20 protein-coding genes and 2 tRNA genes are annotated in these 22670 nt (G+C 69.0%); 14 read left to right on the top strand and 8 right to left on the bottom strand.

From position 1 onward, the window contains the following. Window positions 1-22: 22 nt before the first annotated feature. From gyrA to AAW14_RS07575, 3 genes are all read left to right on the top strand, one after another. Window positions 23-2617, top strand: coding sequence for a DNA gyrase subunit A (gyrA, locus tag AAW14_RS07585; RefSeq protein ID WP_265561224.1), 2595 nt, complete (start codon window positions 23-25; stop codon window positions 2615-2617). Window positions 2618-2635: 18 nt separating this feature from the next. Continuing rightward, a complete protein-coding gene (locus AAW14_RS07580; RefSeq protein ID WP_265561222.1) occupies window positions 2636-3364 on the top strand; it encodes a DUF3566 domain-containing protein in 729 nt (242 codons plus the stop codon). A 428-nt stretch (window positions 3365-3792) separates the two neighbouring features. Further along, a tRNA-Ile gene (locus AAW14_RS07575) sits at window positions 3793-3866 on the top strand. Between the two features lie 165 nt (window positions 3867-4031). Here the strand turns inward: AAW14_RS07575 and AAW14_RS07570 are convergent. Continuing rightward, a complete protein-coding gene (locus AAW14_RS07570) occupies window positions 4032-4406 on the bottom strand; it encodes a DUF6344 domain-containing protein (protein ID WP_265561220.1) in 375 nt (124 codons plus the stop codon). 338 nt (window positions 4407-4744) lie between these two features. On the opposite strand from AAW14_RS07570, the gene AAW14_RS07565 reads away from it, so the two are divergent. Continuing rightward, the gene (locus AAW14_RS07565) at window positions 4745-4873 is read left to right on the top strand and encodes a DLW-39 family protein (protein ID WP_217788237.1); all 129 of its coding nucleotides are present in this window, start codon (window positions 4745-4747) and stop codon (window positions 4871-4873) included. Between the two features lie 172 nt (window positions 4874-5045). Continuing rightward, a complete protein-coding gene (locus tag AAW14_RS07560; protein WP_265561218.1) occupies window positions 5046-6518 on the top strand; it encodes a hypothetical protein in 1473 nt (490 codons plus the stop codon). Between the two features lie 16 nt (window positions 6519-6534). Here AAW14_RS07560 and AAW14_RS07555 read toward each other — a convergent pair whose 3' ends face one another. After that, window positions 6535-8316 carry a serine/threonine protein kinase gene (locus tag AAW14_RS07555; RefSeq protein WP_265561216.1) on the bottom strand — a complete coding sequence of 594 codons (1782 nt, stop codon included), beginning with the start codon at window positions 8314-8316 and terminating at the stop codon, window positions 6535-6537. 87 nt (window positions 8317-8403) lie between these two features. Next, complete coding sequence (locus tag AAW14_RS07550; protein ID WP_265561214.1) at window positions 8404-8952, bottom strand: helix-turn-helix domain-containing protein; 549 nt, start codon at window positions 8950-8952, stop codon at window positions 8404-8406. A gap of 180 nt (window positions 8953-9132) precedes the next feature. Here AAW14_RS07550 and AAW14_RS07545 point away from each other — a divergent pair. Further along, window positions 9133-9205 (top strand) — tRNA-Ala (locus tag AAW14_RS07545). A 443-nt stretch (window positions 9206-9648) separates the two neighbouring features. On the opposite strand, the gene AAW14_RS07540 is transcribed toward AAW14_RS07545, so the two are convergent. Next, window positions 9649-10353 carry a DUF5324 family protein gene (locus AAW14_RS07540; protein ID WP_265561212.1) on the bottom strand — a complete coding sequence of 235 codons (705 nt, stop codon included), beginning with the start codon at window positions 10351-10353 and terminating at the stop codon, window positions 9649-9651. Between the two features lie 452 nt (window positions 10354-10805). Between AAW14_RS07540 and AAW14_RS07535 the strand changes: the two genes are divergently transcribed. Continuing rightward, the gene (locus tag AAW14_RS07535) at window positions 10806-11339 is read left to right on the top strand and encodes a peptidylprolyl isomerase (protein ID WP_265561211.1); all 534 of its coding nucleotides are present in this window, start codon (window positions 10806-10808) and stop codon (window positions 11337-11339) included. A gap of 97 nt (window positions 11340-11436) precedes the next feature. Then, a complete protein-coding gene (locus tag AAW14_RS07530) occupies window positions 11437-12339 on the top strand; it encodes a rhomboid family intramembrane serine protease (protein WP_265561209.1) in 903 nt (300 codons plus the stop codon). A 305-nt stretch (window positions 12340-12644) separates the two neighbouring features. Here AAW14_RS07530 and crgA read toward each other — a convergent pair whose 3' ends face one another. Further along, entirely contained in the window at window positions 12645-12899 is a 255-nt protein-coding gene (gene crgA, locus AAW14_RS07525) for a cell division protein CrgA (protein WP_265561207.1), read from the bottom strand. Between the two features lie 141 nt (window positions 12900-13040). Here crgA and AAW14_RS07520 point away from each other — a divergent pair, with 141 nt between their 5' ends. From AAW14_RS07520 to AAW14_RS07495, 6 genes are read left to right on the top strand one after another with little or no spacing between them, the layout of a single operon-like run. Then, a complete protein-coding gene (locus tag AAW14_RS07520; RefSeq protein ID WP_265561205.1) occupies window positions 13041-13853 on the top strand; it encodes a DUF881 domain-containing protein in 813 nt (270 codons plus the stop codon). Window positions 13854-13889: 36 nt separating this feature from the next. Beyond that, window positions 13890-14573 carry a class E sortase gene (locus AAW14_RS07515; protein WP_265561203.1) on the top strand — a complete coding sequence of 228 codons (684 nt, stop codon included), beginning with the start codon at window positions 13890-13892 and terminating at the stop codon, window positions 14571-14573. A gap of 52 nt (window positions 14574-14625) precedes the next feature. Continuing rightward, window positions 14626-14787 (top strand): hypothetical protein, encoded by a 162-nt coding sequence (locus AAW14_RS07510; RefSeq protein WP_265561201.1) that lies wholly within the window; start codon window positions 14626-14628, stop codon window positions 14785-14787. Further along, window positions 14784-15422: an aminodeoxychorismate/anthranilate synthase component II gene (locus AAW14_RS07505; protein ID WP_265561199.1), complete on the top strand. Its 639-nt coding sequence runs from the start codon at window positions 14784-14786 to the stop codon at window positions 15420-15422. The genes AAW14_RS07510 and AAW14_RS07505 overlap by 4 nt, the downstream gene beginning before the upstream one ends. Further along, window positions 15419-16675 (top strand): class E sortase, encoded by a 1257-nt coding sequence (locus AAW14_RS07500; RefSeq protein WP_265561197.1) that lies wholly within the window; start codon window positions 15419-15421, stop codon window positions 16673-16675. Before AAW14_RS07505 ends, AAW14_RS07500 begins: the two co-directional genes overlap by 4 nt. Before the next feature lie 44 nt (window positions 16676-16719). Further along, window positions 16720-17478 (top strand): class E sortase, encoded by a 759-nt coding sequence (locus tag AAW14_RS07495; protein ID WP_416223265.1) that lies wholly within the window; start codon window positions 16720-16722, stop codon window positions 17476-17478. A gap of 94 nt (window positions 17479-17572) precedes the next feature. On the opposite strand, the gene pknB is transcribed toward AAW14_RS07495, so the two are convergent. The 3 genes from pknB to AAW14_RS07480 all read right to left on the bottom strand — a co-directional run bounded on the left by pknB (window position 17573) and on the right by AAW14_RS07480 (window position 22652). Further along, window positions 17573-19561, bottom strand: a complete 1989-nt coding sequence (gene pknB, locus AAW14_RS07490; protein WP_265561195.1) for a Stk1 family PASTA domain-containing Ser/Thr kinase — start codon at window positions 19559-19561, stop codon at window positions 17573-17575. A gap of 170 nt (window positions 19562-19731) precedes the next feature. Next, window positions 19732-21219, bottom strand: coding sequence for a peptidoglycan D,D-transpeptidase FtsI family protein (locus tag AAW14_RS07485; RefSeq protein ID WP_265561193.1), 1488 nt, complete (start codon window positions 21217-21219; stop codon window positions 19732-19734). Then, entirely contained in the window at window positions 21216-22652 is a 1437-nt protein-coding gene (locus tag AAW14_RS07480) for an FtsW/RodA/SpoVE family cell cycle protein (RefSeq protein WP_265561191.1), read from the bottom strand. The genes AAW14_RS07485 and AAW14_RS07480 overlap by 4 nt, the downstream gene beginning before the upstream one ends. Between the last annotated feature and the right edge of the window lie 18 nt (window positions 22653-22670).

Here is a 22670-nt window from a genome sequence, read left to right as displayed (position 1 = left end):
CCAGAAAGGATCTTCACCAGCAATGGCCGACGAGAACACCCCAGTAACTCCTGACGAGGGCGCCGAGGCCACCCTGCGTGTCGAGCCCGTCGGGCTCGAGACGGAGATGCAGCGCTCGTACCTCGACTACGCGATGTCCGTCATCGTCTCGCGTGCGCTCCCCGACGTGCGTGACGGCCTCAAGCCCGTGCACCGCCGCGTCCTGTACGCGATGTACGACGGCGGCTACCGGCCCGAGAAGGGCTTCTACAAGTGCGCCCGCGTCGTCGGCGACGTCATGGGCAACTACCACCCGCACGGCGACTCCTCGATCTACGACGCGCTGGTCCGCCTCGCGCAGCCGTGGTCGATGCGGATGCCGCTGGTGGACTCCAACGGCAACTTCGGCTCCCCGGGCAACGACCCCGCGGCCGCCATGCGCTACACCGAGTGCAAGATGGCGCCGCTGTCCATGGAGATGGTCCGCGACATCGACGAGGAGACCGTCGACTTCACGGACAACTACGACGGCCGCTCCCAGGAGCCGACGGTCCTGCCGTCCCGCTTCCCGAACCTGCTGATCAACGGTTCGGCCGGTATCGCGGTCGGCATGGCGACCAACATCCCGCCGCACAACCTCCGCGAGGTCGCGGCGGGCGCCCAGTGGTACCTGGAGAACCCCGAGGCCTCGCACGAGGAGCTGCTGGACGCCCTCATCGAGCGCATCAAGGGCCCCGACTTCCCGACGGGTGCCCTCGTGGTGGGCCGCAAGGGCATCGAGGAGGCCTACCGCACCGGCCGCGGCTCGATCACCATGCGGGCGGTCGTCGAGGTCGAGGAGATCCAGAACCGCCAGTGCCTGGTGGTCACCGAGCTGCCGTACCAGGTCAATCCCGACAACCTCGCGCAGAAGATCGCCGACCTGGTGAAGGACGGCAAGATCGGCGGCATCGCGGACGTCCGCGACGAGACGTCGTCCCGCACCGGCCAGCGCCTGGTCATCGTGCTCAAGCGGGACGCGGTCGCCAAGGTCGTCCTGAACAACCTGTACAAGCACACCGACCTGCAGACGAACTTCGGCGCCAACATGCTGGCGCTCGTCGACGGCGTGCCGCGCACCCTCTCGCTGGACGCGTTCATCCGCCACTGGGTGGCCCACCAGCTCGAGGTCATCGTCCGCCGTACGCGCTTCCGGCTGCGCAAGGCCGAGGAGCGTGCGCACATCCTGCGCGGTCTGCTCAAGGCCCTGGACGCCATCGACGAGGTCATCGCGCTGATCCGGCGCAGCGACACGGTCGAGATCGCGCGCGACGGTCTGATGAACCTCCTGGAGATCGACGAGATCCAGGCGAACGCCATCCTCGAGATGCAGCTGCGGCGTCTGGCCGCCCTGGAGCGCCAGAAGATCGTCCAGGAGCACGACGAACTCCAGACGAAGATCACCGAGTACAACGGGATCCTGGCTTCGCCGGTCCGCCAGCGCGGCATCATCAGCGAGGAACTCGCCGCGATCGTCGAGAAGTACGGCGACGACCGCCGCAGCCAACTGGTGCCCTTCGACGGTGACATGTCCATCGAGGACCTCATCGCCGAGGAGGACATCGTCGTCACCGTCACCCGCGGCGGTTACATCAAGCGCACGAAGACCGACGACTACCGCGCACAGAAGCGCGGCGGCAAGGGCGTGCGCGGCACGAAGCTCAAGGAAGACGACATCGTCGACCACTTCTTCGTGTCGACGACGCACCACTGGCTGCTGTTCTTCACCAACAAGGGCCGTGTCTACCGCGCCAAGGCCTATGAGCTGCCCGACGCCGGCCGGGACGCCCGCGGCCAGCACGTCGCGAACCTGCTCGCCTTCCAGCCGGACGAGTCGATCGCCGAGATCCTGGCGATCCGCGACTACGAGGCCGCGCCGTACCTGGTGCTCGCAACCAAGGGCGGTCTGGTCAAGAAGACGCCTCTGAAGGATTACGATTCGCCCCGCTCCGGCGGCGTCATCGCGATCAACCTTCGGGAGACCGAGAACGGTTCTGATGACGAACTGATCGGGGCCGAGCTCGTTTCGCCTGACGACGATCTGCTTCTGATCAGCAAGAAGGCACAGTCGATCCGGTTCACCGCGACCGACGAGTCCCTGCGCCCGATGGGGCGCGCCACCTCCGGTGTGAAGGGGATGAGTTTCCGCGGGGGAGACGAGCTTCTCTCGATGAATGTTGTTCGAACCGGTACGTTCGTGTTCACTGCCACAGACGGTGGGTACGCGAAGCGGACCGCCGTCGACGAGTACCGCGTCCAGGGTCGCGGTGGCCTCGGCATCAAGGCCGCCAAGATCGTTGAGGATCGCGGCTCGCTCGTCGGCGCGCTGGTGGTCGAGGAGAGCGACGAGATCCTCGCCATCACGCTGTCCGGCGGTGTGATTCGTACGCGAGTCAACGAGGTCAGGGAGACGGGCCGTGACACCATGGGCGTCCAACTGATCAACCTGGGCAAGCGCGATGCCGTGGTCGGCATCGCACGCAACGCCGAGGCGGGGCCCGAGGCGGAGGAGATCGACGGTGACGAAGCCGTGGACGAGACCGCCGAGGAAGCCACGACCAGCGGCACGGACGAGGGTGAGGCGCCCTCGGCCGAGTAGCACGAGGAGTGAGTCAGCGTGAGTGGAGCCACGGGCGCCGGATCGACCGGCACGGAAACGGACGGCGGCGGCCGTGGCTCCGCCACGGATGCGACCGGCTCGCACTCGCCTGACACCCATGGATCCCAGGGGGGAACTGTGACGGACACCCGAGGCCCGGGGACTCAGCAGCAGGCGGCTGAAGCGGGTCCGGCCGCTCAGGGCGCCGCGCAGCCCGACGCGGCGCCGGCGGCGACCGTGCCGCCCGCCTCCCCCCTGCCGGGGGAGCGCCGGCCGCAGCAGCCCGCGGCGCCCTATCACCCGCCGCAGGCATACCAGGCGCAGCCGTCGACCGGGGCCGTACGCCGTCCCCGGACCGGCGCACGCACCACCCCCCGCACCCGCAAGGCGCGCCTCAGAGTGGCGAAGGCCGACCCGTGGTCGGTGATGAAGGTCAGCTTCCTGCTCTCCATCGCGCTCGGCATCTGCACGATCGTGGCGTCGGCGGTGCTGTGGATGGTGATGGACGCGATGGGCGTCTTCTCGACGGTCGGAAGCACGATCCTGGAGGCCACCGGCTCGAACGAGTCCAACGGCTTCGACCTGCAGGCCTTCCTGTCCCTGCCGCACGTCCTGATCTTCGCGACGATCATCGCGGTCATCGATGTCGTCCTGGCGACCGCACTCGCGACCCTCGGCGCCTTCATCTACAACATCTCCGCGGCCTCCGTGGGCGGCATCGAGCTGACGCTGGCTGAGGACGAGTAAGCGGTTCCCGCACGTTTCGGCGGTCTCCGCCGTCCTGGGGGTTCGCGCATACGTCGGCGGTGTCCGCCGCTCTGACGGTTCCCGCATACGTCGGCGGTGTCCGCCGCTCTGACGGTTCCCGCATACGTCGGCGGTGTCCGCCGCTCTGACGGTTCCCGCATACGTCGGCGGTCTCCGCCGCCCTGACGGTTCCCGCACGGGTCGGCGATGGCTGCCGCCGTCCTCGCGGACCCGTGCGGAAGCACGCCGTCCGGCACCCGGGACTGACAGCCGGCCCCGGTGCCGGGCCGGGCGGGTGGGCTCGGGAGGGCCGAGGTGCCGGGCCGGGGCGGGCCGATGGTCGCCCGTGGTAACCGATTTTGGGACTTCCCACGTCGTGCGCTAATCTTCAGGAGTCAGCGCGCGGGACACGCACCGCAGAGCGCGGCGGGGCTATAGCTCAGTTGGTTAGAGCGCATCCCTGATAAGGATGAGGCCACAGGTTCAAATCCTGTTAGCCCCACACGGAAGAAGACCCCTGACCGATCACGGTTGGGGGTTTTCGGCGTTCTTGGCTCATGTCAACGACCCGGCACCTGGGGCAGGTGCCGGGCCGTTCGCCTTGGGCGGCTTTGTACGCAAGTTCGCCTGAGGTGTGAGGGTGCCTCTGGGAAGAAGAAGAGAGGGATCAGCGCTGGAGCCGTGCCGAGGGTTCGAGGGCCGCGGCGGGGTCGGCGCGGGACCGGAGGGCGGAGCGGGCCAGGGGGATCGTCGGGGCTTTCGCGGTGAGTGCCTGATGTCGGCAGGTCGGTGAGGAGCCGTGGGCCTCGGCGCTGATCCGTTGTTTCATCGTGGGGGGTAGGGACCGGTCGCGGGCCCAGCTCGTCCGGGCCGGTCCCGGCAGTGTCGCCTGTTCGTCGCTGTTGCGCGCCGGCTGGGTCTGCGGTAGTGGCGCCGCCGCGGCGGCGGTCGTGGTCGTGGCGATCAGTCCGAGCGCGGTGCACAGCGCCAGGAAGGCGGTGACGACCGCGGTCCAGAGCTTCATGACCTTGTTGCGGGCCATGACCCCTCACTTTCGGGTTGGGCGATTTGCGTACTTTCCTCATGATGTGTATGAGGGTCCCGAAGTGGTGGACCGACGCCCGCGGCGCGGCGTTCTTCTGATGAACACCACCCGGATGGACGCAAGAGGCCGGGAAGGTGAGGAAAAGGGTGGGGAGGGAGGTGAAAGGTCACAGTCCGTGAGATGCGATCACCCGGAGATCGGAGTGGAGCGGTCCGGTTGTACTGCGCTGTGCCGGGCCGGAGTTGAGGGCCCACTCAGGTCACCGATCGGTATCGATCGGTGTGTATAGTCGGGCGCCAGAGGTCCCCTACGTCAAGGAAAGACGAGGTCGCGCGGTGAAGAAGCTTCTCCTGGTCGTACTGGCCGCCATCGGCGGGCTCCTCGTGTACCGCCAGATCCAGGCGGATCGCGCCGAGCAGGATCTGTGGACGGAGGCGACCGACTCCGTGCCAACGGGTTCGTGAGGTCCGACAGACCATAGGTTCAGAGCGAACCCCGACCGCCGACGCGGTCGGGGTTCTGTGTTGCGTGGGGGAGGGCGTTTCAGTCGCTCGTACGCAATGCGCGGGTGCCGACGGGGTGTGCGGGGCAGGATGGGCGACGTTCCGGGCTGCATACACGGCGAGGGGGCGCGTGATGGGGTGGCGCACGGAGGCAGGGCGCGGCGCGTTCGGATGCGGACGGGCGCGGACGCGCGCGGCGGTGGTTCTGTGCGCGGCAGCCGCGCTCGGTCCGACCATGGCGCTCCCGGCGTGGCCCGCCACGGCCGCCGCGGAGTCCGTGGTCGCCTCGGCATCTACGGCCGGTTCGCCGACCCCGTACGCCTTCGCCCGCGACGCCGGAACGGTCGCGGGTGCCACGGGCACGGCGGACGCCGCCCGCCTGGATGCCGGCCGGACGTACAGGAGCACGCTGCCCGCCGGGAGCAAGCGCTACTACCGCCTGGAACTCGACGCCACCGCCGGCGCCTATGTCTCCGTGACCGCGATTCCCAGGGCCGGGGCCCAGGTCTCCTCCTCCGACGGTCTCAAGGTGTCCGTCGAGGACGCCGGTGGCACCATCTGTTCCTCCGGCGCCACCTACTTCGGCCCCACCCAGAGCCCCCACCCGATCGCCGCCTGGGCCGCGCGCGAGACCGGCCCCGGTACCTATGGGTGCAAGGGGGCGGGCGCGTACTACGTGGTGGTCGAACGCCGCGACCTGGCCACCTCCGCACCGGGCGTGTGGGACCTGGAGCTCGACCACGTGTCGGAGCCCGCCCTGCGGCAGCCCGGTGCGACGACTGCGCCCGGCGCCTGGGACTCCGCGACCCCCGAGGCCGTCCTGGGCGACCCCACGCGTCGCGCGGGCGGTGCGGGCTTCGCCACGGCCGGGGCCCTGGGGCAGGGCGTCTGGCGGGACGCGATCAGGCCCGGGCAGACCCTCTTCTACAAGGTGCCCGTCGACTGGGGCCAGCAGTTGTCCGCCACGGTCGAGATGGGCAGTTCCACCGTGGCCGACCGCTATGTCGGCACTGCCCTGGCGATGTCGCTGTACAACCCCGTCCGTGCCTACGTGGGCGACGCCGACGCGGGGTACAGCGGCGCCCAGACCTCGGCCGCGCTCGACCCGCTGCCGCCCGTCGACTACGCCAACCGCCATGCCGTCGGCAGCCGCGCTAGCGCGATGCGGTTCGCGGGCTGGTACTACCTCGCCGTGCACCTCGGCGCACCCGTGGCGGACAAGTTCGGCGCCGGGCCGTTCGCGCTGACGCTGCGTGTGCGGGTGAAGGGGACGCCGGCGGCAGGTCCGGCGTACGCGGGGCGCTCCGCGCCGCGTGACGTGTTCGAGGTCACGGCCGCCGACCGGAAGGAGGCGGCGGCACGGACGGGGACGGGCGGCGCGGGAGACGGTTCCGCCGGGCCGAAGGCCGAGGCGTCGGGCGGCGGCAGCCGGAGGGGAGGCACCGGCGGAGCGGGCGCGGCAGCCGGAGCGCGAGGGGGCGGCGGCTTCGCTGGGGACCCCCGCACGATGAAACTGGTCGCCGTGGGCGGGATCGGCACCGGGAGCGCCCTGGTCCTCTGGCTCGGGTTGTGGACGGCGGCCGGCCGACGGCGGGCCCGCAGGTGAGCCGGGCGACCACCGCTCAGATCCGGGTCAGGGCCCAGAACCCCACGGCGAAGCAGACGAGCGCCAGGAGCAGGACCGGTACGGCGACCTTCGCCGGTGGTCCGGGGCGCCGAACGGCCGCTCTCCTGCCGTGCCGCGCGATGCCCTGTGGGCGCGTGGGCGCGTGCGGGGACCCGACGACGTACGCGTGGGTGGACTGCCGTACCGCGGCCGTCGGGGCCGGGTGCGGATCGGGAGCGGGTAAGGGTATGTGCGCGGGGTGGTGGAGCCAGGCGGGGGCCGTGGGAGCCGTGTGGGCCGGGGCGGGCGGTTTCGCCGTGCCTGGTGGTGTGGGGGGCCGTTCGGGCGGGCGACGCACCGTATGGACCGGCTCCTGTGGCAGCGGGGGCGGGAGGTGGAAGCTGCCGGTGTCCGACATCGGTGAGGGCGGCGGGGGCGGCGTCGGGTCGACCGAGGGCATGGGCGGTACGACGGGGGGCGCGGCGCCGGGTCGTACGGCGGGGGGAGGGGTGCCGGGCGTGGCCGCGGGTGTTCGGGGGGCGTCGGCAGCTGCGGCGGACGCACCGGAGGCCGTGGGGGCCGTGGTGGGACGGGGAGGTACAGGACCGGCCGAGGGCCGAGCCGGTCCGCCGCCGGTGTGAGGCGTGTCGGGGAGCGGCGGCCGGGGAGCGGCCCCCTGCCGAGGGGGCGCGGTACCCGGTGAGGCCGGTGCGGCAGCCGGCGGGCCGGGTGATTCCGCGTCACTCCTGCCTGCACCGCTCCTGTCTGCGTCACTCCTGTCCGCGTCACTACGGCCCGTACCACTCCAGTCCGCGCCCATCCGGGCGGCGGACTGCGTCGCCCCTGCCCGGCCCGTCGTGGTGCCCGATGCGTGGGGCGGTGCCGGTGGGGAGCCCTTCGCGGACCCCGAGGCTCTGCGCAGCGGTCCCTGGGGTCCGAAGCCGGCCGGAAGCGGCCCGAGTTGGTCGAAGATCTCCACCTGCTCGTCGTCGGGCCCGGGCTCCGGCAGCAGCTCCATGGCCGTGGCCAGCGCCTTGCGGGCCCCCGTGGCGGTGCGGAACCGCGCGGCCGGGTCCGGCTGCAGCAGCGTCGCCACGACCTCCCACAAGGGCCCGGGGATGCCGCGCGGCGCCCCCGGAGTGCCGTTGGCGACGAAGTGCTCGACCAGCGCCCTGGTGTCCGGCTTGGCGCCCTCCAGCAGATACAGCGCGACCAGGCCCACGGCGAACAGATCGCCCGGGAAGTCCGGTTCCGCGCCCAGGAGTTGCTCGGGCGAGATGTAACCGGGCGTCCCCACCACATAGTCGGTCTCCGTCAGCCGCGGCTCACCCAGGCGCATGGCGATGCCGAAGTCCGACAGGCGCAGGCGGGGCCGGGCGGTGCCGGTGGCCTCGAGGAGCACGTTGGCGGGCTTGATGTCCCGGTGCACGACCCCTTCCGCGTGCACTGCCGCGAGCCCGGACAGCAGCTGGTCCAGCAGGGTGCAGACGAACGCGGGCGGCAGCGGGCCGTAGTCCCCGACGAGGTGGACCAGCGAGCCCCCGGCGACCAGGTCCATGGTGAACAGGACCTTGTCGTCGTCCGCGGCCCAGCTGGCGGGGGCGAGCACATGCGGGTGGTCGATCCGCAGCGCCTGCTCGCGCACGAACCGCAGCAGCGCATGGGCATCGCTCTGCTGCAGCACCTTGGCGGCCACGTAGCGGCGCCGCCGATGGTCCCAGGCGCGCCAGACCGCACCGACTCCCCCGCTTCCGACGGGGTCGACCAATTCGTACCGTCCGGCGAAGACCTCACCCATGGTCGTGCGTCGCTCCCCCTTCCGAACGGCGATGAGGACCCCCGCGCACCCTTCGGCGCGAGAGTCCCCGGTGGCCGAGGCATCGGCTCAGTTCTGGTGGGACTGATAGTGGGCGACCGCGTCGGAGGTGCGGCCGGCGCCGTAGACCCTGAGGAACTCTGCCAGTTCCGGGTGGGTCTGGGCGAGGGTCTCCGCCGCCTCGATGATGTCCCCGGCCGCCGCCACCGAGCGCAGCAGCGACTGGATCTCGCGGACCACCCGCTTGACCGTGGGGACTCCCGAACTGCTCGTCGTCTGCGTGGTGTTGCTGAGCACGGAGCCCCCCTGCGACTTCCTGATCTCGTCCATCCGGTCGGTCGCCTCGGCGGCGCTCACGCTCCCGTCCGCGACCTGCCCCGCCAGGTCCTGCAGCAGCTGCACCCGCTGGACCACCGCGGGGTTGCCGATCTTGGCGCGCTGACCGCTCATCAGCTGCGACAGCATCGGGGCGGACAGTCCCAGCACGCCGGCGAGCCGGGCCTGGTTGAGGCCGAGATCGTCGATGAGCTTGCGGAACAGCGCCCCCAACGGCTCCCCGTACCAGTTCCGCTGCAGCTCCCGCGCTCTTGCCGTGGCTTCCTGCTGTGCGGCGTCCATTGCGTCTCCCCATCGCTTCCCCATATACCGCGGTTCGCTGTAGCGAACCACGACGAGCATCTTACGGAGAGTGGTTGTCCACGGGGACCCCCCTCTTTTTGTGAGATACGGGGGGTGACCCGGTACGCTGGTCCGCAGCGCCCGCCGGTTGCTTGGTCACCGGCCGGACGCGACTCCTCCGGGGCCTTAGCTCAGTTGGTAGAGCGCTGTCTTTGCATGGCAGATGTCAGGGGTTCGACTCCCCTAGGCTCCACTTCTCGGACCGGTCAGGTGCCCTTCGTGGCGGCTGGCCGGTCTTTGTTTCCCCGTGACCCGTGTCACACGAAGAATTTGCACCCGTTGCATTTCTTTGCGCAAACAACCGGACATGGCCGGGTCCCTCGACGCGGATCCGGGTGACGGATGTGACCAGGGGGTGTTGTGGGGCGATCTGACCCGCCTTGTGTGAGTCGTTATGCCCGCAACTGTGTAAGCAGAAGAATGCGCTCCGTAAAAGAAGTCTCCACGGAACTTGCACACATGGTGCGTTGCAAACGTCATCGTGAAGGGAAGGTGTAAACCCTCCCATGACGTTCGACGTTCCACATTCGACGTTCCACATTCGTTGTTCCACGTGAAACATCACCGTGGGGCAGGAGACCCCCAAGTCTCCTGCCCCACGGCGTTGTTGGAGTCCGGGTTGGTGACCGGACGGGTTCACCGGCGGTCGTCGTTCTCCGTGGAGTCCTCGTCAGCCTGCTTCGCCTGCACCTCGGGGTCCAGCTCACTGCCGTCCACCGATGTCAGGCGGTCGCCTTGCGGGACCTCCGTGGCGGCGGGCGGCTCGACCAGCCAGTCGGGGTTCGCCTGCTTGTCCCACCACTTCCAGGCGGCGAAGGCGCCGCCGACCAGGGCGCCCAGCAGCGCCAGGCCCTTCGCGATGCGGCCGACTCGGGCCTTCCGCTGCTGTCGGCGCACCAGCTTCTGGACCTGCCGCGGCGAGACCTGGCCGCGCAGCGCGGCCAGTGCTGCGGCACCGCGCGCTGCGGCTTCCTCGCGGACCGGGCCCGCGGCGGCGACCGCGTGCTCGATCTTCGGGCGGGAGTAGTCGGCCGCCTGACGGGCTGCCTTGCGGGTGTAGACCGCGGCGTCGTGTGCGGCCTGGTCCACCTTGGGCGGCACATGGCTGCGGGCCTGTTCCAGGGCTTGTTCCAGGCGCGGGGCGAGGTGGGCGTCGTACTGGACGCGGGCCTGCTCGGCGGCCTGCGACACCTTGGGCGCGAGACGAACGCGCGCCTCGTGTGCGTAGTGCGCTGCCTTGTCCTTGGCCGTGTCGGCGTAGGGCGCCACCACTTCCGCGGCATGCAGCACGCTGTCCTTCGCCGAACCGGTCGCGGCGCGCACGCTGTCGATGCGGGTCACGGCTTCCTCCTCCTCGGTGGCGTACGGTATTTCGACTTTCCCGCCTTTTACGGATCATGCCTCCCGAAGAGCCCTTGGGCATGCGCGGGCAGGCATCCGGGTCATACGGCCCGGGGACGGCGACTGCGGTCCTCATCGGGACGGGCGACGATCGAGGTGATCATTTTCATCGGCTGATCGCATGCAATAGCGGATGAATACGGGACAACAGGAGCTTGTCGACGACAATGCCACGGATCGTCGCACCGCGCTCCCGCGACAGGGCGACTCGGCCGGTTTTCTGCATTCCCAGAGCCCCGGGCATCCCCTGGTCCGTCCGGAATCTGCTCCTGTGGCCCCTGAGGCGCCTGGGAACGGCTCTCCGATCTTCGCTCGGACGTGGTGGTCGGGCGACGCACGGCGCATACCGTGCGAGGATCGGGGGAGTCACAGAGGACAACGGAAGGCAGATCGTGGCTGAGCAGCTTTACGCCACCCTGAAGACCAACCACGGCGACATCGAGATCCGGCTTCTGCCGAACCACGCGCCCCAGACGGTCCGTAACTTCGTCGAGCTCGCCAAGGGCGAGCGTGAGTGGACCGACCCGGCGACCGGCAAGAAGTCCACGCAGAAGCTCTACGACGGCACGGTCTTCCACCGGGTGATCAGCGGCTTCATGATCCAGGGCGGTGACCCGCTGGGCAACGGCACCGGCGGCCCCGGGTACCAGTTCGCGGACGAGTTCCACCCGGACCTCGCCTTCGACAAGCCGTACCTGCTGGCCATGGCCAACGCCGGTCCGGGCACCAACGGCTCGCAGTTCTTCATCACGGTCGCGCCGACGGCCTGGCTGAACCGCAAGCACACCATCTTCGGTGAGGTCACCGACGCGGCGAGCCAGAAGGTCGTGGATTCCATCGCCACCGCCCAGACCAACCCGCGCACGGACCGTCCGGTCAACGACGTGGTCATCGAGTCGGTCGTCGTCGAGACCCGCGAGGGCTGAGCCCCACGGGGCACACCGCACGAGGGAACAAAAGCGCCCCGCCCATCCGTAGAAGGAAGGGCGGGGCACCCGCTCGTACGGAGAATTGAGGGGACCCATGGACCAGGCGCCAGGCAGCCCGCAGAACCAGGGACCGCACGGAGCGCGCGAGCTGCCGGTCTGTTACCGGCACTCGGACCGGGAGACAGGAATCCGCTGCACCCGCTGCGAGCGCCCCATCTGCCCGGAGTGCATGGTCAACGCCTCGGTCGGCTTCCAGTGCCCGGATTGCGTCCGCAGCGGCTCCGGCACCGGCCACGCGCCGGACGCCTCGCGACCGCGCACCCTCGCGGGCGGGGCGGTCTCCGCCGACCCCCGGCTGATCACCAAGCTGCTGATCGGCGTCAATCTGGCCGTCTTCCTGATCCAGCTGTCGCTCGGTGACCGCTTCACCGAACGGTTCGAACTCATCGGTCAGGCGATCGCCCCGGCGCTCCACTCGGTCGTGGGTGTCGCGGAGGGCCAGTGGTACCGGCTGCTGACCGCGATGTTCCTGCACGCCAACTACGTCCACATCCTGTTCAACATGCTCAGCCTGTGGTGGATCGGCGCCCCACTGGAAGCGGCCCTCGGCCGCGCCCGCTACCTCGCGCTCTACTTCGCCTCCGGGCTGGCCGGCAGCGCGCTCACCTATCTGATCGCCACCCCCGCCCAGCCTTCGCTCGGTGCCTCCGGAGCGATCTTCGGGCTGTTCGGCGCCACCGCCGTGCTCATGCGCCGGCTCAGGTACGACATGCGCCCCGTGATCGGTCTCCTGGTGGTCAACCTGATCATCACCTTCGGGTGGGGCAACATCGCCTGGCAGGCCCATATCGGGGGACTCGTCGGCGGTGTCGTGGTCGGCTATGCCATGGTCCACGCCCCGCGTGAGCGCCGGGCCCTCGTGCAGTACGGGGTGTGTGCTCTGGTGCTGGTCGCCGTGGTTCTCATGACCGCGATCAGGACCGCTCAGCTCACCTGAGCAGCAGATATGCACAGGCCGTAGCCCGAGGTTGTACCCAGCGTTGTCCACAGTCCCTGGCGGATCTTGTGCATGCGGTGGGGAACAAGCGTGCCCCCTGTCACCACCCGGAGTTTCCGCAGGTGGCGCAGGGGGCGAACATGTTTGCGGAGGCCGGTGATTCCGTCATACCGGCGTCAACGCTCGATGGGTTATCCACAGATCGTCGTTCTTTTTCCACTGATCGCTGCCTCTGTGGACAAGGCTGTGGATAACTCGGTGTGCAGCCGTGGGTAAAGCCGGCCGCCGACGAGCGGGCGGCGCGGCTACTTCCACTGCGTGGAGACGCCGAACCCGGCCGCGATGAACCCGAAGCCGACCACGATGTTCCAGTTGTGGAGCGCGTGGATCGGCAGCGAGCCGTCGGTCACGTAGAAGACGACGATCCAGGCCAGACCGATGAGGAACATGGCCAGCATGACCGGCGCGACCCAGCCGCGGCTGTCCAGCTTGATGGTTGTGGCCTGCTTGGACGGCGGCGGCGTGTAGTCGGCCTTCTTGCGGATACGTGACTTCGGCACGAGGGTTTCTCCTGTCGATGCGCTGCGTGGCCGCGCAGGGAACTGGGGCGGGCTCCGGTGAGCGTACAAGGGGGCACTGGGCGCTCCCCCGGGCGTCCGTTAGCGTAGTGCTTCCGCGGCGCCGAAGGAGATAAGGGTACGTTGAGCAATACTGCCGACTCTCCTCAGGCGGGTTCCGGTTCCCCGGAAACGGGAGCGGGACCCACGTCGTCATCCCGTACGCCACGGCTGCGGCCCGTGCGCGTGCTCACCGTGGGTGTCTTCGCCCTCGCCGGACTCCTCTTCATCACGAGCTTCAACACGGCCAAGGGCACCAATCTCCGCACGGACTCCTCTCTGCTGAAGCTGTCCGACCTGATTCATGAACGCAGCCACAAGAACGCCCGGCTCGACGAGTCCGAGGCCGCGCTGCGCGACGACGTCGAGGCCCTGGCCAAGCGCACCGGGGGTGGCATCAGCAAGGCCGAGGAGGCCCGGCTCGCCGCACTCGAGAAGAACGCCGGCACCCAGCAGCTCACCGGCAAGGCCGTCACGGTCACTCTCAACGACGCCCCGCCCAACGCCACCGCCAAGCTGCCCGGCTACCCCGAGCCGCAGCCCGACTACCTGGTCATCCACCAGCAGGACCTGCAGGCCGTGGTGAACGCCCTGTGGCAGGGCGGCGCCCAGGCCATCAAGGTCATGGACCAGCGGCTGATCTCCACCAGCGCAGTGCGCTGCGTCGGCAACACCCTGATCCTCCAGGGCCGCGTCTACTCGCCCCCGTACAAGATCACCGCGATCGGGGACCCGGGACAGCTCCAGAAGGCGCTCGCCGCCTCACCTGCGATCCAGAACTACATGGTCTACGTCAACGTCTACGGCCTCGGCTGGAAAGTCACCGAGGACGGGACGGTGACTCTTCCCGGCTACTCGGGCACAGTGGATCTGCACTACGCGAAGCCCGTGGAGTAGAGCCCGGGAACAGCTGCCGCGGGGGGACCTGTGTCGGTGCGCCTGATCGTCAGGACCGTCAGCGAACTGTGCATCACCGTGGGCGTGGTCATCATCCTCTTTGTGTCCTATGTCCTGTTCTGGACCGGTGTGACGGCCGACAGTGCGATGAACGACCAGATCGAGCAGCTTCAGAGGCAGTGGTCGCAGGCAGCCGTGGGAGCGACAGCCGCACCCGGCGGCTCGAGCCCGAAGAAGCCGGCACCGTACGTACCGGGCAGGCCGTTCGCCCTCATGTACATTCCGCGGCTCGGTTTCACGTGGAACAAGCCCGTGCTCGAGGACACCGCCGTCGACACCCTCAAGAAGGGGCTGGGCCACTACGCGGGCACCGCACAGCTCGGGCAGGAGGGCAACTTCGCGGTCGCCGGTCACCGGCGCACCTACGGCGATCCGTTCAAGGACTTCCCGACGCTGCGGCCCGGCGACGCGGTCGTCCTCACCGACGGGACCACCTGGTTCACGTATCGGATCGACAAAGGCCCTTACAAAACCGTGCCCACGGACATCGAGGTAATCGACCCTGTGCCACGTAAATCCGGGTATCAGGACCCGGGACGCTATTTGACGCTGACCACGTGTGATCCGGAATGGGGGCACAGTCACCGGCTGATCGTCTGGGCGCACCTGGATTCCACACAGCCTGTGGAGGCAGGCAAACCGGCGGCTCTGCGCCGTTAGTCTGGTGGCGTGCGGCGTGAGTCTGGTGCCGTGGTGAGACGGAAGGGACGGCATGTACGGCTGGATCTGGCGGCATCTGCCGGGCAATGCATGGGTGAAGGCACTGATCTCGCTCCTGCTGGCCCTGGCCGTGGTCTACGTCCTCTTCCAGTACGTCTTCCCGTGGGCCGAACCGCTGTTGCCCTTCAACGATGTGACGGTGAACAACCAGTGAGTGCGCGGATTCTCGTCGTCGACAACTACGACAGCTTCGTCTTCAACCTCGTCCAGTACCTCTACCAGCTGGGTGCAGAGTGCGAGGTGCTGCGCAACGACGAGGTGTCGACGGCACACGCCCAGGACGGCTTCTCCGGCGTGCTGCTGTCCCCCGGGCCCGGCACCCCCGAGGAGGCGGGCGTCTGCGTCGACATGGTGCGGCACTGCGCCACGACCGGTGTCCCCGTCTTCGGTGTCTGCCTGGGCATGCAGTCGATGCAGGTGGCGTACGGCGGTGTGGTCGACCGGGCGCCGGAGCTGCTGCACGGCAAGACCTCGCTGGTCGAGCACGAGGGCAAGGGCGTGTTCGCCGGACTGCCGACCCCCTTCACCGCCACGCGCTACCACTCCCTGGCGGCCGAGCCCGAGACGGTGCCGGCCGAACTGGAGGTCACCGCGCGGACCCAGGACGGGATCATCATGGGTCTCAGACACCGTGAACTCCCGGTCGAGGGCGTGCAGTTCCACCCTGAATCGGTCCTGACCGAGCATGGTCACCGGATGCTGGCCAACTGGCTGGCGGAGTGCGGTGACGACGGGGCCGTGGCGAGGTCGGCGGGGCTCGCCCCGGTGGTGGGCAGGGCCACGGCGTGACCGCGCTGCGCCCCGAGCGTGAGACCGGCGCCTCCTACGGGGGCGCCGCGGAGCACGGGTCCTCGTACGGGCAGCCGTACGAGGGCTCCGGTGTGTGGTCGGGGCAGGAGCAGGAGTGGTCTTCCTACCATCAGTACTCCGGGGACGGTGGCGCGGGCTACGGCGAGCGACCGTACGGGCACCAGATGCCCCAGCAGGCGTACGACGCGACGACGGTGCTTCCCTCGTACGAGGGATCCCCGGCGGCCCCTTCGTACGACGGGGGCGGCGCCGTGCCGCCGTACGACCGACCGGCGCCCCGGGGCGGCTCCGGGTTCCCGGACGCGCCCATGGACGACGAGACCGTCGCGCTGCGCTCCGCGGACGTAGGCCAGACGCGGAGGGCCACGGACCGCACCGGGGTCTCCGGACCCGCGCCCGGCGGCCGTGCCGCGCGGCGCAGGGCGGCCCGCAGGCACGGACGGCACGGAGGCGGGCAGACGGCCGGGAAGGCCACTGAAACGGCCGGGAAGCCCGCTGGGGCGGCCGTGCGGGCGCCCTTGTCCCGGGTGGAGGCCCGGCGGGCCGCAAGGGCGCAGAAGCCCGGTGCGGCGGTCCTCGTGAGCCGTGTGGTCGGTGAGCTTTTCATCACCACCGGTGTGGTGATGCTGCTGTTCGTGACCTACCAGCTGTGGTGGTCGAACATACGGGCGCGCGAGGAGGCGGGCAACGCCGCGCAGCACCTCCAGCAGGACTGGGCGAGCGGCAAGCGCGCGCCGGGACAGTTCGCGCCCGGACAGGGCTTCGCCATCCTGCACATCCCGAAGCTGGACGTGGTCGTGCCGATCGCGGAGGGCACCAGCAAGTCCCAGGTGCTCGACAAGGGCATGGTCGGGCACTACGGGGAGGGCAGCCTGAAGACGGCGATGCCGGACGCCAAGACGGGCAACTTCGGGCTCGCGGGGCACCGGAACACGCACGGTGAGCCGTTCCGGTACATCAACCGCCTCCAGCCGGGCGATGCGATCGTGGTGGAGACGCAGGACGAGTACTTCGTCTACAAGATGACATCTACCCTTCCGGTGACGTCCCCGGCGAACACGAGCGTCCTCGACCCCATTCCGAGGGGGTCGGGATTCACCCAGCCGGGCCGCTACATCACACTGACCACCTGTACGCCCGAGTTCACCAGCAAGTACCGGTTGATCGTCTGGGGCAAGATGGTCGAGGAACGGCCGCGCAGCAAGGGCAAGCCGGACGCGCTCATTTCGTAGGGCACGTGGACTCGCAGACACGTGGAACAGACGGGGCAGATGCAGTGGGAGTGACGACCGACCAGGACGAGCAGACCGAGGTGCCGGGCTCCGACTCCCCGTCCATGCCGCGGCGCCGCGGGCGCGGCCGGATCGCGACGGCGGTCAGTGTCTTCGGGGAACTGCTCATCACCGCGGGCCTGGTGCTCGGCCTGTTTGTCGTCTACTCCCTGTGGTGGACGAACGTCCTCGCGGACCGCAAGGCCGACCGGCAGGGCGCCCAGGTGCGCCACCACTGGGCCTCCGCGACACCCGACAGCGGGCCGGGCGCGCTGGACACCGGGGACGGGATCGGCTTCCTGCACGTACCGGCGATGGGGAACGGCGACGTACTGGTCGAGAAGGGCACGTCGACGGACGTCCTCAACGACGGCGTGGCCGGCTACTACACGGACCCCGTCAAGGCGACTCTGCCCATGACCGGCAAGACCGGCAACTTCGCGCTGGCCGCGCACCGCGACGGGCACGGGGCGAAGTTCCACAACATCGACAAGCTGCAGATGGGCGACCCGATCGTCTTCGAGACGAGGGACAACTGGTACGTCTACAAGGTCTTCGCGATCCTGCCGCAGACGTCCAAGTACAACGTGGACGTCCTCACCTCGGTCCCGAAGCAGGCAGGCGTGAGGAAGCGGGGCCACTACATCACCCTGACGACGTGCACCCCGGTCTTCACGTCGGAGTACCGCTACATCGTGTGGGGCGAGCTCGTACGGGTGGACAAGGTGGACAGCAAGCGGACTCCGCCGAAGGAACTGACCTGAGCGGCGGCCTTCGCGGCCCGCGGGTGCGAGACCCGCACGACCGAGCCCCGGCCCCCAGATGGGGTGCCGGGGCTCGGCCGTCGCGCCTGGCCGGTCAGCCTCTGCCGGTCACTCCGCCGAAGATGTTCGTGCCGCCGTTGTTTCCGCCGTTGTTGCCGCCTGCCTGGTCCACGGTGAACAGGTTCACCGCCGTGCCCCGGTTGACCGTCGAACCCTGGGGCGGGTTAGACGCCACGACGACGGAGTTGTCGTCCTGGGAGCCGGCGATGTTGCCGACCTGGAGCCCCGCCTGCTGCAGCAGCTGCTTGACGTCCTTGAGCTTCTGGCCCTGTATGTTCGGGACCTGGGTCTGCTGGTTGACCGCCTTGCCGACCTGGATGGTGACCGTCGAGCCCTTCCTGACCTGGCTGTTCGCCGCCGGCGAGGTCTGGATGACCTTGCCCGCCTGGTTCGGGTCGCTGTTGTCCACCTCGGTGCAGGTGCCGTTCAGGTTGTTGTCCTGCATCTGCTTCTTGGCGGCGTCACAGGTCTGGCCCGTCACGTCGGGCACGGTCACCGTCGCCGGTGCCGTGGCGACCGTGAGGGTGATCGTGGAACCCTTCTCCTGGTCCGTGTTGCCCGGGGGGTTCTCGTCGGTGACGACGCCCGGGGTCTGGTCGGACTCCACGGTCTTCTGCTCGACATGGAAGCCCTTGCCCTCGAGCTGGGACTTCGCGGTGTCGAACTGCAGCCCCTTGACGTCCGGCACCGTGACCTTCGGTGCCCCCGTCGACATCACCAGATTGACCGTGCTGCCCTTCTTGACCTCCGTCTTCGCGGTGGGGTTCTGGGAGCAGACGTTGCCCTTCGCCTGGTTGTCGCAGGGCTTGCCGGAGAAGGTCAGCTTCAGGTCGGAGTTCGTCGCCAGGCTCTGCGCGTCCTTCTGCGACTGCCCGACGAAGTTGGGCACGGAGACGGTGTCGTTGCCCGCGATGTTGCCGCTGAACATCCACTTGCCGATGAGGATCGCGCCGACCAGCACCAGCACACCGGCGACGACCAGCAGGATCGTCGACGTGTTCGACTTCTTCTGGCGGCGGCGGTCCGGGCGGTCGTCGTAGCCGAAGCCGCCGTCGTCCGGGCTCATCGGCGGCATCATCGTCGTGGCGCCCGCGCCGGCGTCGGCGCGCAGGGCCGTCGTCGGCTGGTGGTCGGAGTAGCCGCCGTAGCCGGCCGAGCCCATCGCCGCCGTCGCCGTGACCGGCTGGCCGTCGAGGCACGCCTCGATGTCCTGGCGCATCTCGTCGGCACTCTGGTAACGGTAGTCAGGGTCCTTGACCAGCGCCCTCAGCACGATCGCGTCCATCTCGGGCGTGATCTCCGGGTCGAAGACGCTCGGCGGCTGGGGCTCCTCGCGCACATGCTGGTAAGCGACCGCGACCGGGGAGTCGCCCACGAACGGCGGGCGGACGGTCAGCAGCTCGTACAGCAGGCAACCCGTCGAATACAGGTCCGACCGGGAGTCGACCTGCTCGCCCTTTGCCTGCTCCGGCGAGAGGTACTGGGCCGTGCCGATGACCGCCGCGGTCTGCGTCATCGTCATTCCGGAGTCGCCCATCGCCCGGGCGATGCCGAAGTCCATCACCTTGACCTGGCCGTTGCGCGTCAGCATGACGTTCGCGGGCTTGATGTCGCGGTGGACGATGCCGTTGCGGTGGGCGTACTCCAGGCCCTGGAGGATGCCGATGGTCATCTCCATGGCCCGCTCCGGCAGCAGCTTTCGGCCGCTGTGAAGAAGCTCACGGAGCGTGGAGCCGTCGACGTACTCCATCACGATGTACGGGATCGAGACCCCGTCGATGTAGTCCTCGCCCGTGTCGTACACCGCGACGATCGCGGGATGGTTGAGCGAGGCGGCCGACTGGGCCTCCCGGCGGAACCGGGCCTGGAACGACGGATCGCGTGCGAGATCCGCCCGCAGCGTCTTCACCGCCACAGTGCGGCCGAGCCGGGTGTCCTGCGCGAGGTATACCTCCGCCATGCCACCACGGCCGAGCACCTGGCCCAGCTCGTACCGGCCGCCGAGGCGACGCGGCTCTTCCATAGCTTCCTACCAGCCCTCTCCGTCGGTCCTGACCACACCCGCGTGTGGTCCGGCGGTGTGCTGTCCGGGCATACGGTACCCGGCTCGCTTTGTGTGACCTGGCCACATCCGCCACCCGATACAGGACCGGTATCGCAACGTGCACCGATGTGAAGGGGACGTGACGGGGGTCACTTCTTGCTGTTGATGACCGCCTCCATGACGTTCTTCGCAATCGGGGCAGCCAGGCCGCCACCGGAGATGTCGCCTCGGTTGGCCTCGCTGTCCTCGACGACCACGGCCACGGCCACCGGCGAGCTGCCGTCCTTGAGCTTGGCATACGAGATGAACCAGGCGTACGGCTTCCCGCTGTTGTTCAGACCGTGCTGGGCGGTACCGGTCTTGCCACCCACGGTGACGCCCGGGATCTGCGCGTTCTTGCCCGTACCGTCGGTGACGACCGTCTCCATCATCGACTGCAGGACCTGGGCGTTCTTCGAGGACAGCGGCTGGCTCAGCTGTTGCGGCTGGGTCTGGGTGATCACGTCCAGGCTGGGCGCCTGCAGCTTGTCCACCATGTACGGCTTCATCAGCTTGCCGTCGTTCGCGACCGCCGAGGCGACCATGGCCATCTGCAGCGGGGTCGCCGCCGTCTCGAACTGGCCGATCGAGCTGAGCGCGGTCGACGGCCTGTTCATGGTCTCGGGGAAGTTGGAGGTGACGGAGCGCACCGGCGTGAACTGCTCCGAGTCGAAGCCGAACTTCTTCGCCTCCTCCAGCATCTTGTCCTTGCCCAGGTCGGCGCCGATCTTGCCGAAGACGGTGTTGCAGGAGTACTGCAGCGCGACCCGCATGGGCGCGTTCTTGCAGGGGATGTCCCCCTCGTTCTTCAGCTCGGTCCTGGAGTCCGGGAGGATGTACGGCAGCGGGGAGTTGGTCGGCTGGTCGGCACCGTTGTACAGACCGTTCTCCAGCGCCGCGGCCGCGGTGACCACCTTGAAGGTGGAGCCCGGCGGGTAGGTGTCGCGCAGCGCCCGGTTCAGCATCGGGTCGTCGGGGTCGCTGCTCTTCTGCAGCTTGGTCCACGCCTTGCTGTCGGTGGACGTGGAGTTGCCCGCGAACGTCGACGGGTCGTACGACGGGTAGGAGGCCAGCGCCAGGATCGCGCCGGTCTGCGGGTTCAGCGCCACGGCCGCGCCCTTGCCGCCGACCTTCTGCAGACCGTCGTAGGCGGCCTTCTGCGCGCCGGCGTTGAGCGTCGTGACGACGTTGCCGCCCTGCTGCTGCTTGCCGGTCAGCATGTTCAGGGTGTTGCGGAAGAACAGCCGGTCGTCGGTGCCGGTGAGGATGCCGTCCTCGATGGACTCCAGCTGCGAGGCTCCGAACGCCTGCGAGGCGTAGCCGGTGACCGGCGCCCACATCGCGCCGTCCTTGTACGTGCGCTTGTAGGCGAAGTCGTTGAGGCTGTCCGTGGACGTCTTCTGGGACCCGGTGATCGGGTTGCCGTCGACGATGATGTCGCCGCGCGGCGTCGAGTACCGGGCGATCAGCACGCGGCGGTTCTTCGGGTCGGTGCGCAGGCTGTCGGCCTGGACGTACTGGAGCCAGTTGTCGCGGACGAGCAGCGCGAGGACGAGAAGCCCGCAGAAGATCGCGATCCGGCGCAGGGGCTTGTTCACGGGCGGACCACCTGGGTCATCTCGGCGTCGGGGTTGGGGGCGGGGGACGGGGCCGGGCGGCGCGCGGTGTCGCTGATGCGCAGCAGGATGCCGACCAGCGCCCAGTTGGCGATGACGGAGGAACCGCCGTACGCCAGGAACGGCATCGTCATACCGGTCAGCGGGATGAGGCCCATGACACCGCCGGCGACCACGAAAACCTGGAGCGCGAAGGCGCCGGAGAGACCGACGGCGAGCAGCTTGCCGAACGGGTCGCGGGCGGCGAGGGCGGTGCGCACGCCGCGCTCCACCATCAGACCGTAGATGAGCAGGATCGCCATGATGCCGGCCAGGCCCAGCTCCTCGCCGAACGTGGCGAGGATGAAGTCGGAGTTCGCGGCGAACCGGATGAGCTCGGAGTGGCCCTGACCGAGGCCGGTGCCGAGGGTGCCGCCGGAGCCGAAGGCCCACAGGGCCTGCATGGCCTGCTCGGAGTGGCCCGCGACCCCCTGGCGGCTGAGCGTGTACTCCTTCATCGGGTCGAGCCAGGCCTGGACGCGCTGCTGCACGTGCGGTTCGAAGGAGGCCACGCCGACGGCGCCGACCGCGGACATCAGCAGACCGAAGACGATCCAGCTGGTCCGCTCGGTGGCGACGTACAGCATGACGACGAACATGCCGAAGAACAGCAGCGACGTACCGAGGTCGGTTTCGAAGACCAGGATGAGGATCGACATCGCCCAGACGACGAGGATGGGACCGAGGTCGCGGCCACGCGGCAGATACAGACCCATGAAGCGGCGGCTGGCCAGGGCGAGCGCATCGCGCTTGACCATCAGATAGCCGGCGAAGAAGACAGCCAGCACGATCTTCGCGAACTCGCCGGGCTGGATGCTGAAGCTGCCGACGTGGATCCAGATCTTCGCGCCGTACACGTTCAGGCCGAGGCCCGGGACGAGCGGCAGGAGCAGCAGGACCAGCGCGCCGACCATGGAGATGTACGTGTAGCGCTGCAGGACCCGGTGATCCTTGAGGAAGACCAGAACGGCGACGAAGAGCGCGACGCCCATCGCCGTGTACATCAGCTGGTTGGGCGCCTTGTCGCCCGCCTGCTTGATGGACTGCAGCAGCTTGGACTGGTCCAGCCGCCAGATGACGACCAGTCCGAGTCCGTTGAGCAGCGTGGCCAGCGGCAGCAGCAACGGGTCCGCGTACGGGGCGAACTTCCGTACGGCGAGATGCCCCACGCCGGCCAGCAGACCGAGACCGAGGCCGTAGCTCAGCAGGCCGGGGGGCACCTTGCTGTCGATGGCGAGGCCCACATTGGCGTAGGCGAACACCGGAATGACGACGGCGAACACCAGAAGCGCCAGTTCGGTGTTGCGGCGACTCGGCGTGCCGATCGAGCCGATCGTGGACGTGTGGTGCGTCGTCGTGTTCGTACTGCTGCTCATGGTGTGACAGGGCCCCTC

Origin of the sequence: Streptomyces hygroscopicus, from assembly GCF_026168105.1 — a bacterium.
GTDB classification, from domain to species: Bacteria; Actinomycetota; Actinomycetes; order Streptomycetales; family Streptomycetaceae; genus Streptomyces; species Streptomyces hygroscopicus_D.
This window is presented reverse-complemented; position numbering and strand designations above follow the sequence as displayed.

Excerpts from the sequence above, each read along its gene's own strand:
- gyrA (WP_265561224.1), top strand. The coding sequence starts at position 23 with ATGGCCGACGAGAACACCCCAGTAACTCCTGACGAGGGCGCCGAGGCC.
- AAW14_RS07570 (WP_265561220.1), bottom strand. The coding sequence starts at position 4,406 with ATGGCCCGCAACAAGGTCATGAAGCTCTGGACCGCGGTCGTCACCGCC.
- AAW14_RS07560 (WP_265561218.1), top strand. The coding sequence starts at position 5,046 with ATGGGGTGGCGCACGGAGGCAGGGCGCGGCGCGTTCGGATGCGGACGG.
- AAW14_RS07555 (WP_265561216.1), bottom strand. The coding sequence starts at position 8,316 with ATGGGTGAGGTCTTCGCCGGACGGTACGAATTGGTCGACCCCGTCGGA.
- AAW14_RS07550 (WP_265561214.1), bottom strand. The coding sequence starts at position 8,952 with ATGGACGCCGCACAGCAGGAAGCCACGGCAAGAGCGCGGGAGCTGCAG.
- AAW14_RS07530 (WP_265561209.1), top strand. The coding sequence starts at position 11,437 with ATGGACCAGGCGCCAGGCAGCCCGCAGAACCAGGGACCGCACGGAGCG.
- AAW14_RS07510 (WP_265561201.1), top strand. The coding sequence starts at position 14,626 with ATGTACGGCTGGATCTGGCGGCATCTGCCGGGCAATGCATGGGTGAAG.
- pknB (WP_265561195.1), bottom strand. The coding sequence starts at position 19,561 with ATGGAAGAGCCGCGTCGCCTCGGCGGCCGGTACGAGCTGGGCCAGGTG.
- AAW14_RS07480 (WP_265561191.1), bottom strand. The coding sequence starts at position 22,652 with ATGAGCAGCAGTACGAACACGACGACGCACCACACGTCCACGATCGGC.